Annotated in this window: 13 protein-coding genes; 3 read left to right on the forward strand and 10 right to left on the reverse strand. The window is 64.6% G+C overall.

Annotation, left to right across the window (positions count from 1 at the left end; translation table 11 throughout):
• The 5 genes from K8I61_02990 to K8I61_03010 form a co-directional block, all read right to left on the reverse strand.
• Positions 1-1312, reverse strand: a 1312-nt coding sequence (locus K8I61_02990; GenBank protein MBZ0270974.1) for a protein kinase, incomplete at its 3' end; no start/stop codon positions are given.
• A 110-nt stretch (positions 1313-1422) separates the two neighbouring features.
• Entirely contained in the window at positions 1423-2667 is a 1245-nt protein-coding gene (locus K8I61_02995; GenBank protein MBZ0270975.1) for a response regulator, read from the reverse strand.
• Positions 2668-2841: 174 nt separating this feature from the next.
• A complete protein-coding gene (locus K8I61_03000) occupies positions 2842-4275 on the reverse strand; it encodes a glucose-6-phosphate isomerase (protein ID MBZ0270976.1) in 1434 nt (477 codons plus the stop codon).
• 118 nt (positions 4276-4393) lie between these two features.
• A complete protein-coding gene (locus K8I61_03005) occupies positions 4394-5143 on the reverse strand; it encodes an NAD-dependent deacylase (GenBank protein MBZ0270977.1) in 750 nt (249 codons plus the stop codon).
• Between the two features lie 20 nt (positions 5144-5163).
• On the reverse strand, positions 5164-5853 hold the full coding sequence (locus tag K8I61_03010) for a tetratricopeptide repeat protein (protein MBZ0270978.1): 690 nt from the start codon (positions 5851-5853) through the stop codon (positions 5164-5166).
• A gap of 68 nt (positions 5854-5921) precedes the next feature.
• Between K8I61_03010 and K8I61_03015 the strand changes: the two genes are divergently transcribed.
• From K8I61_03015 to lepB, 3 genes are all read left to right on the forward strand, one after another.
• On the forward strand, positions 5922-6281 hold the full coding sequence (locus tag K8I61_03015; protein ID MBZ0270979.1) for a hypothetical protein: 360 nt from the start codon (positions 5922-5924) through the stop codon (positions 6279-6281).
• Between the two features lie 206 nt (positions 6282-6487).
• Positions 6488-8287 (forward strand): translation elongation factor 4, encoded by a 1800-nt coding sequence (lepA, locus tag K8I61_03020; GenBank protein ID MBZ0270980.1) that lies wholly within the window; start codon positions 6488-6490, stop codon positions 8285-8287.
• Between the two features lie 70 nt (positions 8288-8357).
• The gene (lepB, locus tag K8I61_03025; GenBank protein MBZ0270981.1) at positions 8358-9206 is read left to right on the forward strand and encodes a signal peptidase I; all 849 of its coding nucleotides are present in this window, start codon (positions 8358-8360) and stop codon (positions 9204-9206) included.
• Positions 9207-9382: 176 nt separating this feature from the next.
• Here lepB and K8I61_03030 read toward each other — a convergent pair whose 3' ends face one another.
• From K8I61_03030 to K8I61_03050, 5 genes are all read right to left on the reverse strand, one after another.
• Positions 9383-10756 (reverse strand): dipeptidase, encoded by a 1374-nt coding sequence (locus K8I61_03030; GenBank protein ID MBZ0270982.1) that lies wholly within the window; start codon positions 10754-10756, stop codon positions 9383-9385.
• Between the two features lie 132 nt (positions 10757-10888).
• On the reverse strand, positions 10889-11911 hold the full coding sequence (locus K8I61_03035; GenBank protein MBZ0270983.1) for a hypothetical protein: 1023 nt from the start codon (positions 11909-11911) through the stop codon (positions 10889-10891).
• An 80-nt stretch (positions 11912-11991) separates the two neighbouring features.
• Positions 11992-13734, reverse strand: coding sequence for an EAL domain-containing protein (locus K8I61_03040; protein ID MBZ0270984.1), 1743 nt, complete (start codon positions 13732-13734; stop codon positions 11992-11994).
• A 177-nt stretch (positions 13735-13911) separates the two neighbouring features.
• Positions 13912-15120 carry a PAS domain S-box protein gene (locus K8I61_03045; GenBank protein MBZ0270985.1) on the reverse strand — a complete coding sequence of 403 codons (1209 nt, stop codon included), beginning with the start codon at positions 15118-15120 and terminating at the stop codon, positions 13912-13914.
• Positions 15121-15348: 228 nt separating this feature from the next.
• Positions 15349-16358: NFACT RNA binding domain-containing protein (locus tag K8I61_03050; GenBank protein ID MBZ0270986.1), on the reverse strand; the 1010-nt coding region annotated here is incomplete at its 5' end.

The raw sequence follows: 16358 nt of genomic DNA on the forward strand, positions 1-16358 counted from the left end.
CCACCGGCGTCACGGCGTCGTCGGGAGCGGTGACGGATCGATAAATGAAGAATCCGACGATGACCGCGGCGATGCCCAAAAACGCGAACACGACGCGGCTTGCCATATCCGTCGCCGCTTCCGGTCGCGGCGCGAGCGGCGCGGCGGGCAGCACGAACGGCGGCTCCGCATGAATCGTCTCGCGCGGTTTTTCGGCCGGCTCGGCGAAAACGTCCACATCGTCGAAGACGGGCTCCATGTCTTCGTGCGTGACGTCCTCGGGCGCCGTGAACTCCTGCGCCTCCCCGGTTTCCATCGCCTGGTCGAAGGCGCGGTCGATGTCCTCGAATTCGCCGGGGCCCCGGTGCGCGGCGGCGGCGGCTCGCGGCTCGGCGGGCGCCTCGGAGAACGGGTCGAATTCCTCAATCGTGCTCACGTCCACGCGATGCGTCACCTCTTCGCGGCCGGTGAACATGTCGATCTGCGACATCTCGATGGGCTGCGACGCGAGGCGCTCGCCGATGACGGGAGCGGCCTTGCGAAGGGCATCCTGGAATTCGCGCAGGCTCGAAAAACGCTCGTCCGGCGACGCGGCCAGGGCGCGGCGCAGCACGTCGTCCAATTCGCGCGGCGCCGCGGAACCGGCCTTGGAGGGCGGCGCGAACTCCTTTTTGGCCGTCGTTCCCGTCAGCAATTCGTAGAGCAGCATGCCGGCGGAATAGATGTCCGCCCGCTGATCGACGCGCCCCCCCATCGTGACGAATTCCGGTGCGAGGTAATCGAACGCCGGGCCGCGCGCGAGTTGAATCGACGCGTATTTGGAAAAGCTCAGGACGCGCGGAAAATTGATATCCGTGATCTGGATCTCGACGTCGCGGTGAAAAAGGCGATCGCCTGCCTGCGCGACGATGATGTTTTCCGGTTTGAGCGCGCCGTGGACCGCGAACGGCGGAAGCGACGAGAGCCGCTCGAGGAACAGGTCGAAAAACATCAGCGCGGGGCGCGGATCGGCGGAACGGTCGCGCCGCCGCAGCAATTCGCGCGCGTCCTCGCCGGCGACAAAGCGCGACACGATGCAGCGGACCTCGCCGTGTTCCACCACCTCGCGCGGAAGCACCATCGGGTCTTCTTCGGGCAGGTGCCCCAGCAGCGCGTCGCGAATGCGGTCGGTGGTGATGTACGCTGGAACGACGCGCGGCAAAAGCGCCTTGATGGCGATGAAGCCCGTCTCGTCGGAGGCGCGATAAACCTCGCCGATGCCGCCGGACCCGACGTAGGAGATGATCTGGAACCGGCCGGCGATGCGATCATGAGGCTGAAAAAGAGTCGCCATGAACGATTCGCCTCGGGGTCAACGATGAGGGTTTACAATGAAAATTCGGCCGGACGGGCTATCGCTAACATGAAGCCCGGGGGGAGACAAGACCGGACCGCGCGCGCGGATCATCGCACCGGCGCCGCGAGGCGCACCGCGCCCGCGAGTTCGAGCGTGCCGAGCACGCGATAGACGCGCCGCGGCGATCGCTGCGTTTCCTCGACGATCCGCCCCACCGTGCGCTCGCCGTCGATGTGCGCCGTGATCAAGAGATCGTCCGGCTCCCATTCGACGTGCCCCATGACGAAAAGGCGATCCGGATCCTTGGCCACGAAGGCATGGGCCGCCGTCCCGTAGCGCGCGATCAGGCGATCGTCGAAGGCGCCGCCGAGCGCGGCCATATAGTAATAGTTCGGCAGATGCAGCGCGGGCCGCTTGATCTTTTCGACAAAGGCGTCCGTCCGCGCAAGCTCGTAGCGACCGCCGTCCCAGCGGAACAAATCGCGCAACCGCGCGTCGACCTCGCGCACGAGAAACCGCGTGAGCACCGTGTTATCGACAAGATCCTCCTCGACCAGGATGCGCCCGAGCAGGCGATTCTCCTGCCGGCTTTTGAGCAGCGCGGCGTTGAGCTGGTCGCCGGCGATCAGCCCTTCCGCGACGAGCATGTGGCCGAACGTCTCCTCGACGCGCGTCGACGTGACGTAGATCGCGTCGCCGCGGAGCAGATACACCTTCTTGCTGACGTTGCCGTGCTCGAACGACGCGATGCCGGTGACGCCCTCGCGATACCAGCCCAGCAGCGCGTACACGGCGTCGCCCGCGGATTTCAACGCGCCGGCGTCACCGGGATCCGCCGGCGGTTCGGGCGACGGCCCGTCAGCCGGGGGCGGCAGATCGAAGGTTCGAATGATGTCTACGCGCCGGTCACCGAAAACGTCGAGGATGCCGCCCGCGCCGTCGGATTCCGCGGCCTTGGCGATCGCGAGTTGTTCGGGCGTCAGGCCGACGATTTCGGCGAGGCGCGCGGCGGCCTGCTGGAGGGAAACCGGCTTGATGAAATAATCGGAGACGCCGTATTTTTCGCGCGCCTCGTGCTTGATCTTCGGTGTCTTGTAGAGCGCGCTCATGACGACCACCGGAACCTTCTTGCCGAGCGGATGGTTCCGGATGCGGTCGATCATCTCAAAGCCGGTCACGCGGGGCAGGAGGACGTCCGTCAGGACGACGTCCGGCACGTGCTCGACGAAGGCCTCGAAACCCTCTTCGCCGTTTTTCGCAACGAAGACCTCAAAACCGCTCGCGTCAAGGAAGTCGAAAACGACGTCGCGGGTGCCCTTCTCGTCCTCGACCAGGAGAACCTTATTCCCCACGCCTCCTCCCGGATTTTACGTCCCAAGCCGAATTGTATCCGGAAATCGTAAGCGATCGATGGAAGCGGCGCAACGCGTTGGTGCGGAAAGTTGGCGTGCTGACGTTCGTTGCCCTGGGTCATCGCGGCGAGATATCGCCGACGTAACGCGTCCATCAACGATCGTTGTTCGCTGCTATTTCCGGAACACCAACGCCTGATCGCGCGTCGCGGACCTTTCCATCAACTCGCGCGCCTTCGTTCCCTTTTTCTGGTCGATCACCTTGTCGCCGGCATCTTCCATACCCATGCCGAACATGGTGAGGATCTTGCCGAGCTCCACCCCTGGCTGATCGAATGCATTGATGTTCCACAGCGCGCCGACGCACGCTGTCGTCAGCTCGAGAAAAATCAGCACCTGACCGATCGCGTGCGCGTTCGTCGCGTCCATGCTGATGCGCGCGGTCGGCCGGCCGAAGTGCGCAAGCGCGGCCTCGGTCGCGTCGCCTTCCAGATTCAGGAGCTCGTCGAGCGTGTGCCCGCCGAGAAATCCATAGGCATCCTTCGCGAACGCGGGTTTGGGGATCGGCACGTGGCGCGCCGCCCTCGTGCGCAAAAACAGGTAGGTCTTGTCGTCGGGCCCTTCGGCATAAAGTTGCACCTGACTGTGCTGATCCGTCGCGCCGAGCGCCGCCATCGGCGTGAATCCGACGTGCACCTCGCGCCCCTTGCGATCGCGTGCCTTGCCAAGGCTCTCGGCCCAGAGCTGGCGGAACCAGTCGGCCGTGCGCCACAGGCCGTTGGCGTAGGGCATGAACACGGTGATGCGCCGGTTTTGCCGGTAATGCTCGTCGAGCAACAACGCCAGCACCATCGGCGGATTGGCGAGCGCGTCGGCGTCCATGCTGCGTTTGTTGGTCAGCCGCGCGCCGGCCATGAGCGCCGGCACGTCCATGCCAAGCATCGCGGCGGGGAACGTGCCCACCGGCGTCAGCACGGAAAATCGCCCGCCCACATTCGGCGGCACGGGCAGGCTCGCCACGTCGTGTTCGTCCGCGAACTTGCGCAGCGCGCCAGACTTCGGATCGGTGATCGCGACGACCTGCGCGAGCGCCTTTTTCAGGTTGCCTTTGCGGCGCCTGACCAGCTCCTCGAACACGACCAGAAAATTCGCGATCGTCTCGCCGCCGCCGCCGGACTTGCTGATGACGACGATCAGCGTCTTTTCGATATTCACGACGTCGAGCACGCCGCCCACGGTGTCGGCATCGGCGTTGTCGAGAAGGTAGTAGCGCGGAGCTTTTCGCGCCGATTTCGGTAGCTCGTTATGGAACGGATGCAAGAGTGCGTTCGCGAGCGCGAGGAATCCGAGCGACGATCCGCCGATGCCGCACACGATCATGTCCTCGACGCCGCGCCGCATTCCGGCGGCCAGGTCGAGCGACGCTTTCATCAGTCCGCGATCGCCGGGAAGCCTCGGGAATTCCATCAGTCCGGTTGCGCGATCGGCGAGCGTCAGCGCAAAAGCCCGGCCGGCGTCCTTGCGCCGCTTCTCCAGACGTTTTTGCGTCACGAACGGCGCGCCAAGGCCGGAAAAATCAAGGGCGATGGGTTTGTTCGCGGAAGGCATGGGAAACTCCTCGGAAGCTTTCAGCTATCAGCGATCAGCTTTCAGCAATCAGCTTTCAGCAATCAGCCGCTGACCAGTGACCGCTGACCCCGCTCCGAGCGGGGCTGACGGCTGACGGCTAATTGTTACCGTGACGCACACCGGCCCGGCGTGCAAGTTCCGGCAGCGTGTCGGACGCGGAGCCGAGGATCGTCGCGTCGGCAAGGCGCGAAAGTTTCGTCGTCTCGCGGTTGAGTTCCACCACCTTCGCGCCGTGCATTTTGGCGATCGCGGGCAGCTCCGCGGCGGGAAAGACCTCCGCGCTCGTGCCAATAACGAGCATCACGTCGCACGCCTGCGCGAGGCGCATCGATTCGGTCGCCGCGTGGCGCGGAATCTCCTCGCCGAACAACACGACATCCGGCTTGAGGATCGCCTCGCAATGCGAACAGCGCGGCGGCCGTTTCGCAAGCGCGTCCTTGTCGAATTCCACCGCGTCGAACGTTTCAAGGCACGCCAGGCACACGAGCCTTCGCCCGTTGCCGTGATATTCGATCACCACGCGGCTGCCCGCGGCCTGGTGCAGGTTGTCGATGTTTTGCGTGATGACGCCGGCCAGGCGCGCGGCCTGCTCCAACGCGGCAAGCGCCTCGTGCGCGGGGTTCGGGCGCGCCGAACGAACGACATCGCCCAGCTCGAAAAGCATCGCCCACACCTTGGCGGGATCGCGGCGGAACGCGTGGATCGTCGCGTATTCCATCGGGTCGAATTTTTCCCAAAGCCCGCCGGCGCTGCGAAAGTCGGGGATGCCCGAATCCACGGAGATGCCCGCGCCGGTCAGGGCGACCGCCTTTCGCGCGCCGGCCAGCCATCCGACCGCGCGCGTCATCGCGTCGCCGGGCGTCACGTTCAGTTGCCCGCGCGAAGGAAACGCAGGCGGTCCTCGGCGCGTTCGAGCATGTCTTCCGGTTCGCCGAGGATGCGGCCGACGCGAAGATATCGCTGATACTGCGCCGCCGCGTCGGAGATGCGCTCGGCGTTTTCCATCGCGACCGCGAGGTTGAAGTGCGCGCTCGCGTTGTCGTAATCCTGCTCGATCGACAACTCGTACGCGCGGACAGCCTCGTCGTAGCGCGCCATGCGCGAAAGGCAGAGTCCCAGGAAGTTCAACAGGCGGCTGTGCCCCGGTTCGAGTTCGAGAGCTTTTTTCAAAATCTCTTCGGCCTCGCCGAAGCGCTCGTTGGAAAGCAGCGTGCGCGCGGTTTCGATGTAGTCCTCGATGATGCGTTCTTGACTTGGCGGCGCGACGCCGCCCAACGTGGGGCCGAAGACGAACGCGTTGTCGGCGCCGGGATCGTCGTCATCGAGGACGGCCGGGCGGAAGGGACGGATCGGACGCCCGCGCGGAATGAGCCCGCGGCGCGCCAAATGGTGCCACGCGGCGAAGATCGCCCCGGCCACCAACGCGGCGGCCGCCCACGTGGCGAGCGTCGGCGCGACCGGCGGCGAAAACGCCACCAGCGTGACGGCGAGCGTCACCGCCAGCGCGATTTGCGGCGCAAGCGCCGTAACCAACAGGCGTCGCGTCTGCTCCGACATGCCATTTTGATAGCACAACCCGAATCGGTATTGAAGACTTTTCTTGAAAATACGATGATTTAGCTGCGATGTTCTCGAAACAGTCTCAAGAAATCCTCGCGCTTGCGGTCGCGGGGCAGTTCGATGCGCTTTCGATCGGGTTCTACGTCATCCTTGCGATGATCGGCCTCGTGGTGCTGCTTGGCCTGGGGCTAACGATCTTCCGGCGCCTGCCGCTTCTTCTTTTCGAGAGCTGGCCGCCCCTTATCGGCATCGGGCTCGGCGCGATGGCGTATTTTCGCGGGCACGGCTGGCTTGGCGCGGGGGTGTGCGTCGTGGGGGGCGTCATCGCCGGATGGTTGTGGAGCGCGATGCTAGACGCGCAGCAAAAACGCAAGGGCCCGCTCGGCCGTGCGCGCAGCCGCCTGTTGAAGCACGCATCGAAATAGCGCGCATCGAAAACCGCTCTTCCTCGGACATGCATCACCTAGAAACAAACGGGGAATCTTCGATGACCATAAGGGAGCCGTTTTCGCTGTGGCGATAGCGGGCGCCGATTTCGCCGTGGCGCGACAAAACTCCGCGATCGAATTGACTTTCCGCCCTTTCGGGGTAATTTGTCGCGTTCTTTGCGCCCCCTGCGCTCGGCCCCGCGATGAAGCTCGATAAAATCCGCAACTTTTCCATTATCGCCCATATCGACCACGGCAAAAGCACGCTGGCCGATCGATTGCTCGAACGCACGGGCGTTCTGGACGCGCGCAGTTCCACCGCGCAGTACCTGGACCGCATGGACCTGGAGCAGGAGCGCGGCATCACGATCAAGGCGCAGACGGTGCGCCTACCGTACAAGGCGCGCGACGGGCGGGACTACATCCTGAACCTGATCGACACACCGGGGCACGTGGACTTCGGCTACGAGGTTTCGCGGTCGTTGTCGGCGTGCGAGGGGACGCTGCTGGTTGTCGACGCGACCAAGGGCGTGGAGGCGCAGACGCTCGCCAACGCCTATCTCGCCGCGGATTTGAACCTCGAGATCATCCCGGTCATCAACAAGGTCGATCTCGCGACGGCGCAGACCGAAGTGGCGCGCACGGAAATCGAGGAGATGATCGGCATCGACGCGCAAGCGGCCATCGGCATCAGCGCGAAGACAGGCGAAAACGTCGACGCGTTGCTGGAGTCGGTGGTGCGCGATCTTCCGCCGCCCGAAGGCGACCCGGACGCGCCGTTCAAGGCGATCATCTTCGACTCCTGGTATGACCCCTATCAGGGCACCGTCACGCTGATCCGCGTGTTCGACGGCCGCGTGAAGACGGGCGACCGCGTGACGCTGATGGCCGCGAAAAAGACTTACGAGGTGATGAAACTGGGGTGGTTTTCGCCGATCGCCGTCACCGTGGATGCGCTTTCGGCCGGCGAGGTCGGGTTCCTGACCGCGGGCATCAAGGACATCGCGGACGCGAAGGTGGGCGACACGATCGTCCACGAGGGCGAAAAAAACGTGGCGCCCTTCCCCGGGTTCCGCGAGCTGAAACCGATGGTGTTCGCGGGCCTTTATCCCGCGGAGGCCTCGGACTACGAAGATCTGAAGGCGGCGATCGAAAAGCTGAACCTGAACGACAGCGGGTTTCGCTTTGAGCCGGAGACGTCCGTCGCGCTCGGTTTCGGGTTTCGTTGCGGCTTTCTGGGGATGCTGCACATGGAGATCGTGCAGGAGCGCCTGGAGCGTGAGTTCGCGCAGAACCTCGTCGTCACCGCGCCGACGGTCGTGTATCGCGTCGTGAAGGCGGACGGCGCCGAGCTGATGCTGCACAATCCGTCGCAACTTCCGTCGCCAATGGAGATCGAAGGCATCGAGGAGCCGATCGTCCGCGCGAACATCCACGTGCCGGCGGAGTTTCTCGGCAACGTGATGACGCTGTGCCAGGCGCGCCGCGGCGCCCAGGTGAAGCTGGACTACTACAGCACGACGCGCGTCGTGCTGACCTACGACCTGCCGATGGCCGAGATCGTCTTTGACTTTTTCGACAAGCTGAAAACGGCCACCAAGGGCTATGCGTCGCTCGACTACGAGTTCCTCGAATACCGGCGCGACAAGCTCGTAAAACTCGACGTGCTCGTGAACGGCGAGATGCTCGACGCGCTCTCCCTCATCTGCCACGAGGAGAAGGCCTACACCATCGGGCGCACGCTGACCGAGCGCCTGCGAAAAACGATCCCGAGGCAGCTCTACGAGGTCATCATCCAGGCGGCCGTCGGGTCGCGCGTCATCGCGCGCGAGCGCGTGGCGCCGCTGCGCAAGAACGTCACGGCCAAGTGCTACGGCGGCGACATCACCAGAAAGCGCAAGCTCCTCGAGAAGCAGAAGGAGGGAAAGCGGCGCATGAAACGCATGGGCAACATCGAGATCCCGCAGGAGGCCTTCCTCGCGGTGCTCTCGATCCGGGACTGACGTGGGCGACAACAAGCTCGAAAAACAGCGCCGCGCGGCCGACCGCGAGATCGCCCGCGTCCGCCGCATCATGGATCGCGAGCCCGACCGCTTCGGCGCGGCGGGTCGGTCGGAAGTGGAATCGGCGGCGGCGCGCCTTTCGATCGCCTCGCGCCGCGAGGACAACCCGCGCGTGCTCGCCGCGGAGATCAAACAGTTCAAGACGGCGGTGGACCGCTACCTGCCGGTGTGGCGCACGTCCACGGTGCGCGAATACGTCGAGGCAATCGTCGTCGCGCTTGTCCTTGCGCTGTTCATCCGGCAATTCATCGTGCAGGCGTTCAAGATTCCGTCGGGCTCGATGATTCCCACGCTGCGCATCGGCGATCAACTCCTCGTCAACAAGTTCATCTACGGCTTCGACGTGCCGTTCGTGAAGCGCAAGATCCTGCCGTTCCGCGGGCCGCGCCGCGGCGAGATCATCGTGTTCCGTTTTCCGTCGGATCCGAGCAAGGACTACATCAAGCGCGTCGTCGGCGTTCCGGGCGATCACGTGCGGATGGAGAAAAAGCGCCTCTACATCAACGGAGAGGAGGTGGAGCGCGAATACATCGGCGAATACCGCTATACGGAGGACGAGGATCCGTCCGGTACCGTCTTCAACGAGAAGCTCGGCACGTACGATCACCCGATCCTTCTGGCCGATCCGATCGCCTCGCCGATGGATTCGTTCTCGCTCGTCGTGCCGGAGGGCAAATACTTCTGCATGGGCGATAACCGCGACCGCAGCAACGATTCCCGCTATTGGGGCTTTGTCGATGCCCACCTCATCCTGGGCAAGGCCATGGTCATCTACTTCTCCTGGCCGCCGGCGCAGTGGACACGCATTCTCGACGTCGTGCACGCCGCGAAGATCGAGGATTCGGATTTGGCGAAATAGCCCGCGCCCGTGTCCGTGCCCGGCATGGACAAAATGGACATCATGGACAGGATGGACCGGGAGGCGAATGCGGATGGCGGTGCGTTGCGAACCGTGCGCTCCGCCCCGCTACGCTTGCGGCACGGATAACGCGCTCGCCCGTTGCGATGACCTTCCAGCCTTCCGGCCATCCAGCCTTACACCTTCATCAATTCTTCGTAGAACCACGCCACGGATTTCATGCCGCCGAAAAAGTTCTCCAGGTGGAAGTGCTCATTCGGCGCGTGTGTTCGCTCGGTGTGCAATCCCCAGCCGAGCAGTACGACGGGCGCGTTGAGGCGTTCGGCGAAATCGACGGTGATCGGGATCGATCCGCCCTCGCGGTGAAATCCGCACTCGGCGCCGAATCCGCGCGTCACGGCGCGCGCCGCCGCCCGCAGATACGGGTCGTCAAGCGGGATCAGGAACGGCCGCCCGCCGTGGATTTCCAAAAGCGTGTAACGCACGTGCGCCGGCATGACCTTCTCCAGATGCGCGCGCACGAGAGCCGCCGTTTTTTCGGGGGTCTGGTCGGGCACGAGGCGTAGCGAAAACTTCGCGCCCGCCTTCGCGGGCAGCACGGTCTTGGCGCCGGGGCCCTGATATCCCCCCCAGATGCCGTTCGCCTCGAAGGTCGGCCGCGCCCAGGTGCGCTCCAGCGTGGAAAAACCCGTTTCGCCGTGAAGCGCCGGCGCGCCGATCTCGGCGGCGTAAGCCGCATCGTCGTGCGGGAGCGCTGCGATGAGATCCCGCTCCTCGCCGGTCAATTCGCGCACGTCGTCGTAGATGCCGTCGATGAGAATGCGGCCGTTCGCGGCGTCTTTCATGGAGGCGAGCACGTTCGCGAGCGCCTGGACGGGATTGTCCACCGCGCCGCCGAACGAGCCCGAATGCAGATCGCGATCCGCGGCCTGAATGTCGAGCTGAAAATACGCCAGCCCGCGCAGGCCGTAGGTGATGGACGGGCGCCCCGGCGCGAACATGGCCGTATCGGAGATCAGCACCACGTCGGCGGCAAGGCGGGTGTGGTTCTCGGCGAACCACGCGGCGATGTTTTCGGAGCCCACTTCCTCCTCGCCCTCGACGATGAGCTTGACGGTGCACGGCGGCGCGCCGCGCACGGCGGCCCAGGCTTCGATCGCGGCCAGGTGCGTGTAGAACTGGCCTTTGTCGTCGGTGGCGCCTCGGCCAAACAGCTTGCCGTCGCGCTCGGTCAGCGTAAACGGAGGCGTCTCCCACAGGTCGATCGGATCCTCGGGCTGTACGTCGTAGTGCCCGTAAACGAGCACCGACGGCGCATCCGGCGGCCCCGGCCATTCGGCGACGATCAGCGGGTGGTGTTTCGTGGGAATGATCTCGACCGACGGGAAGCCGATCTTGCGGATGCGTTCGGCGAGCCAGTCGCAGCACGCGCGCACGCGATCCGCGCGCGCGGGATCCGCGGATACGCTGTCGAATCGGCAGAATTCCTTGAGCTCGTCGACGTAGCGGCGGGCGTTGTCGTCGAGGTAGCGGATGATGTCATCCATCATGGGGCCTCCGATCGCGTTCGCGTTCGCGAATGGACAAAATGGACGTGATCGACCGAATGGACAACATGGACTGTTGACGAATGCGTCTGCCCGGGCGAATGCGCTCCGCTCTCCGCATTCGCCGCTCGTCAATCACATCACGGTGATGCGCCACTTTCGGTTCAGTTCGTAGAACGGTTTACGCAGAAAGAACTCGGCCAGCGCCATCACGCCGACGCCGAAAATCGTTCCGACGACGATCGCCACGGCGAGGTTCTTGAGATGCAAATCGGGCGCGGTGGTGAGCCGGAAGTAGATCGCCGCGCCGAGCGTGGCGGCCATCGCCTGCGCGAAGAAGCTGTACTCGCGCGATTCGCGGATGACGCGATCGACAAAGGCCAGCGGCACGGTCAGCAGCAGGCCGAACGCCAAAAGCGGCACGTACCAGACGCTGCGCGGGATGATACGCACGTCAAGCGGCGCTTCGAGGGTTTCGTCGAGCGTGGTCAGCGAGACGCGCTTTTCGCCCGCTTCGCCGACGCGAAACCGGAAGAGCCGGGCGAGGCGCTCGTCGGTCACGTATCCGCGCGCCTTCTTGGACATGCGCCGGTATTGCACGCGCGATTCGAGCGTGCCGCCGAAGGTCTCGCTGCGCTCGGCGCGCGCGGCGTCCTCGAGCGACACGACAAACCGGCCCTTCCAGTCGTGGGATTTCTTCGCGTCTTTCGCGTCGTCCTCGGGCTGGGCGACAAACCGGCCGCGGACGTAAAACCAGTACGGCCCGGCCGGCAGCTCGACGGTCGCCTCGCGCTCGGCGCGCGTCAGCTCGACGGCGGCGACCGGATCGGGAAACACGATGCCCTTGTACAAGACGAACATCGTGACGGCGACCCATAACGGCAGCGCGATCGCGAGCGCCTTGCGCACGAACGGATGACCGAGTTTGTGATGCACGGCAAAGGCGGGCAGGAACACAGCGAACGCGATCGAGGCGCCGGCCAGCGCGAGCGCCAGCGGCCGGTCGGGAACCAGGCGAAATCCGTGCGCGAAACCGATCGCGGCGGCGATCAGGGCGTACGCGAGGATCGGGGCCACGAGGCTCGGCGCCTTGGAGCGATGGATCGCGGGGCGCCGCCGGCGTTGGCGCGCGTCTTTGGAAGCGGTCGATTTGGCCATGGTGCGAGGAATCCGACGCGAAGAGTCGGTGCGGAACATGGCCGATTTTCGGCCGGCGCGTCAAGAAGCGCGAACGCGAATCAGGAAATCTCGGCGAGCGCGATGCGCTTGGCGCCCGCGCTATTGCCGCCGCGCCCCTCGAGGAATGCCAACACGTCCTGCGGTGGCATCGCGGCGGCGATATAGTGGCCCTGAATTTCGTCGCAATGCTCCTTCACGAGGAACTCGAGCTGTTCCTTCGTTTCCACACCCTCGGCGAGAACGCGCAACTCCAGCGAATGCCCGAGCGCGATGATCGACTTGGCGATCGTGCGGTCTTCGGTGTCGTCCGGCAGGTTCTTCACGAACGACTGATCGATCTTGAGCGTGTCCACCGGAAAGCGCCGCAGGTGCGACAAGGACGAATAGCCGGTGCCGAAATCGTCGATCGCCACGCGGATGCCGAGCGCGCGCATCTCGCCGAGCACTTGCGCCGCGAGTTCCGCGTTTTGCGCGGCGGTGGACTCGGTGATCTCGAACTCCAGCACGCTGCCCGGCACGCCGGCGTCCTTGAGCGCGCTTTCGACAATCTCCATGAGGTTTCGCTGATGAATCTGCCTGGCGGAAAGGTTGACCGAGACGCACAGGTCCGGATGCCCGAGATCGCGCCATTCGCGGATTTTCTTGAGCGCCGTGCGCATGACCCATTCGCCGATCGTTTCGATGATCTGGTTGCGCTCGGCGACGGGAATGAATACGGACGGGTACACGCGATAACCCTGCGGATGCTTCCAGCGCACCAGCGCCTCGAACGAGGTGACGTGGCCGGTCCGCAGGTCGATAATCGGCTGGTAGTCCAGGTGCATTTCGTCGCGGTCGATCGCGTGGCGCAGGTTCTTCTCCATGTGGAGGATCTGCATCTCGTCGGGACGGCGCCGCACGTGGAAGACCTCGTATCGCCCCGCGCCGCGGCCCTTGGCGCGATACATCGCGGTATCGGCGTCGCGGACCATTTCCTCGGGCCGCTCGTATTCGTGGCTGACCATCGCGATGCCGACCGACGCGGAGGTGTGGACCTCGCGCCCGTTGAGGTTGAACGGCTTGGCGAGCTCTTTTTGCACGCGCTCGGCGATCGTGGTGACTGCGCCGATATCGCCCACGTCGTCCACGAGCACGGCAAACTCGTCGCCGCCGTACCGCGCGACGGTATCGCCCGGGCGCAGGCAGCTTTCCAGGCGCTTGGCGGTGGTCTTCAACATCTGATCGCCGAAAACGTGGCCGAGTTTGTCATTGACGGACTTGAAGCCGTCCAGGTCCAGAAACATGATCGCGAAGCGATAGTCCGAACGGCGCAGCGTGCGCTTGAGCCCGCGCTCGATGCGATCGAGAAGGACGGCCCGGTTCGGCAGCCCCGTCAGAACGTCGTGCAGCGCGTGGTGGAGAAGCTGCTCCTCGATGCGCTTGCGTTCGATGGCGTAGCGAATGGAGCGGCCGACGATGTTGGCGTCGATCTGTCCCTTGACGAGGTAATCTTGCGCGCCCTCCTGCACGGCGTTCAACGCGAGCTCTTCGTCGTCCAGGCCGGTCAAAAGAATGATCGGCGTGTCCGGCGCCTGGGCCTGCACATTCAGGAACGTGGCGATACCGCTTGAGTCCGGCAACGTGAGATCGCTCATCACCACGTGGAACTTGGCCTTGGCCAGGCGTTCGAGCGCGTTGGTGAGCTGATCGACGTGCTCCACCTCGAATCGCGCGCCGCGCACGTCGCGCAGGTATTCGTTGATCAGGCGCGCGTCACCCGGATTGTCTTCGATCAGCAAAATGCGAATGGGTCGAAAATCCATGGGGACCCCTGGGTTTTCAAGTCATCGTTCGAATGGACGTTCAAAGTATTCCGGGTTTTCGAAACGATGTCACGTTTTTTTCTTTTCCGACTCTGCGCCGATCGTTAAATGGGAATAGCGAAGATTTCGTCAATTTGTCCATATTTTGCCCGGTTGCGTGAGAATTCTCACCTCCGGTCACGATGCCGCCGGCAACGAAAAATAGAATGTCGCTCCCTGCCCGGGCTCGGACTCCACGCCGATCATCCCGCCATGCCGCTCGACGATGCGCTTGCAAATGGCAAGGCCGATACCGGTTCCGGGGTATTCCGTCGTGGGATGCAGGCGCTGAAAAATGACGAAAATCCGGTCGAAATAATCCGGCGAGATCCCGATGCCGTTGTCGCGAACCTCGACGACGCACCGCGGTCCTTTTTCGCGAACGCCGACGCGGATGACGGATGGTTTGTCGTCCCGAAATTTCAGCGAATTGCCGATCAGGTTCTGGAATAGCTGCATGATCTGCGTCGGGTCGCCCATCACCTGGGGCAAGTCGCCGTATTCGACGGTCGCGCCGGCCTCGTCGATCGCCGGCGCCAGGTGTGTCAGGGCTCGCGCGAGCGCGTCGTTGAGATCGACGCGCTCGGCCTCGAGCGGCCGCTGGCCGACGCGCGAATATGCGAGCAGGTCGTTGATGAGCCGTTGCATGCGGACCGCGCCGTCAACGGCATAGTTGATGAAATCGTCCGCCGTGTCGTCGAGCTTGCCCTTGTACCGCCGCGCCAGAAGTTGCAGGTAACTTGCCACCATGCGCAGCGGTTCTTGCAGGTCGTGCGAGGCGACATACGCGAACTGCGCCAGGTCCGCGTTCGAGCGCTCGAGTTCCTCGGCCTTCGCGGCCAGTTCCACCTCGAGATCCTTGCGCCAGGAAATGTCGTGCAACAGCACGAGCTCCGCGGGTCGGCCGCGATAGGGAATGACGCGCGCGTTCACGTCGACCACCGTCGAAACGCCGGTGGCGGAAAGGAGCACGGTCTCGAAAATCGGCGGCGATACCCGTCCGGAAAAGTGATCCTGATACACGCGGTACGCCTCGTCCCGGTAATCCGGGTGGATGAATTCGAAGAAGTTCCGCTCGCCGATCTCACTTTCGTCCAGTCCCAGCATTTCGCGCAGGTCCTGGTTCGCGAAAACGAGCCGGTCGCGGTCGATGATACCGATGCCCTCGTTCGCGTTCTCGACGATGGTGCGGTAGGTCTCCTCGCTTTCGCGGATGCCGGCGTCGGCGCGCTCGGCCGCGGCTGACGCCTGGGCGTCGGCGCCGGCGACCGAATTTTCGCCGGCCCCGGCCGGTTCGACGCGCGCGCCGGTTTCGGCATGCGGCGGCTTGTCCATGACGGTCTCCATCGTCGTCCTTCGTGAACGCGGGCTTTGAGCCCCCATTCAAAACCTCGCCGCGCCTTTTTTTTGGCGGCGAAGGTTTCCCGGTCGATTATCGTCGGAATGAGCCGATTTAACCACGCACGCGCGCGAAAGCGCAAATAGTCTGGAAGTCCGGAAGTCTGGGAGTCTGAAAGTCTGGAAGGTCGTCGTAAGAAAATCACTCTCGCGTTTCGGCTCGCCCGCGATGCGCACTCACGTCTCGCCTTGCCCGGACCCCGCGAACAGCCTGTCGATCCGGGCTTTCTCGATGCGCACGAAGATCGTCCGCGTGTGTTCCGCGGTCACCTGGCCCGGCGGCGCGCCCTTGCGTTTGCGCACGTTCTTCCGCCGCGTGTAAAGCACCTCGCCCGCGCCCTGGCGCGAGAGCTTCGAGTGCATGACGGCAAGCGAAGCCGCGTCGAGCAGCGTCTCGGTCGGCAGGTCGCCCTCCTTGCGCGCGCGGGCGATCACATGGCTGCCGCCGTGCCCCTGCACGTGGAACCACCAGTCGTTGCCGCGCGCCAGGCGGAAGGTCACCTCGTCGTTGTCCGACGCGCTCTTGCCGACAAGGATCTCCAGCCCGTCGTGCGACGTGAAGCGCCGCGCCGCGCGCGATGCCTCCTTGTCGCGGCGCTTCGCCCGGACTGGGGCGGCGGACCTTTTGACGCGCGGGCGCGGGATGACGCCCTGCCCGATCATTTCGTCGCGAATCCGCGCGATCGCATCCGCGTCGCCGGCGCCGGAAAGACGCACCTCGAAATCCGCAAGCCGCGCGGCGTGCGTCTCCATTTCCCCGACCCGTGCGCGGCCCGCCTCGATGCGTTTTTTCGTGCGGCGCGCCCGCGCGTAGAGGCGCTCCAGATTTTGCTGCGGAGAAACCGCCGGATCGAGCGGAATATGGATGTCGCCCGCGCCGTCAAAGCGCGGCATCGCCAGCGTATCCATGCGCGGCTTCACGGCGTGCAGGTTTGCGGCGAGGTGATCGGCTTTGTCGCGAAGCACGGCGGGATCGTCCTCGGCCGACAGCTCGCGGCGCAGCTTGTCGAGATAGCCCGTCGTGCGCTTGCGCGCACGGGCCAGAAACGCGCCGATCTCGCGCCGCGCGTCGTCGATCTCGCGCTCGGCCGCGCGATCCGCGAAGTATCGCCCCGCCGCGAGCGCGATCGACCCCGCTCCGAAATCGCGCACGGCTTCCTCGCGCGCCGGGCGCGACGGCGGCGGCG

Source organism: bacterium, from assembly GCA_019912885.1.
GTDB lineage: Bacteria > Lernaellota > Lernaellaia > JACKCT01 > JACKCT01 > JAIOHV01.

What these genes read in the sequence shown, in the direction of transcription:
- K8I61_03000 (MBZ0270976.1), bottom strand. Translation starts at nt 4,275, where the DNA reads ATGCCTTCCGCGAACAAACCCATCGCCCTTGATTTTTCCGGCCTTGGC.
- K8I61_03005 (MBZ0270977.1), bottom strand. Translation starts at nt 5,143, where the DNA reads ATGACGCGCGCGGTCGGATGGCTGGCCGGCGCGCGAAAGGCGGTCGCC.
- K8I61_03010 (MBZ0270978.1), bottom strand. Translation starts at nt 5,853, where the DNA reads ATGTCGGAGCAGACGCGACGCCTGTTGGTTACGGCGCTTGCGCCGCAA.
- K8I61_03015 (MBZ0270979.1), top strand. Translation starts at nt 5,922, where the DNA reads ATGTTCTCGAAACAGTCTCAAGAAATCCTCGCGCTTGCGGTCGCGGGG.
- lepA (MBZ0270980.1), top strand. Translation starts at nt 6,488, where the DNA reads ATGAAGCTCGATAAAATCCGCAACTTTTCCATTATCGCCCATATCGAC.
- lepB (MBZ0270981.1), top strand. Translation starts at nt 8,358, where the DNA reads ATGGATCGCGAGCCCGACCGCTTCGGCGCGGCGGGTCGGTCGGAAGTG.
- K8I61_03030 (MBZ0270982.1), bottom strand. Translation starts at nt 10,756, where the DNA reads ATGATGGATGACATCATCCGCTACCTCGACGACAACGCCCGCCGCTAC.
- K8I61_03035 (MBZ0270983.1), bottom strand. Translation starts at nt 11,911, where the DNA reads ATGGCCAAATCGACCGCTTCCAAAGACGCGCGCCAACGCCGGCGGCGC.
- K8I61_03040 (MBZ0270984.1), bottom strand. Translation starts at nt 13,734, where the DNA reads ATGGATTTTCGACCCATTCGCATTTTGCTGATCGAAGACAATCCGGGT.
- K8I61_03045 (MBZ0270985.1), bottom strand. Translation starts at nt 15,120, where the DNA reads ATGGAGACCGTCATGGACAAGCCGCCGCATGCCGAAACCGGCGCGCGC.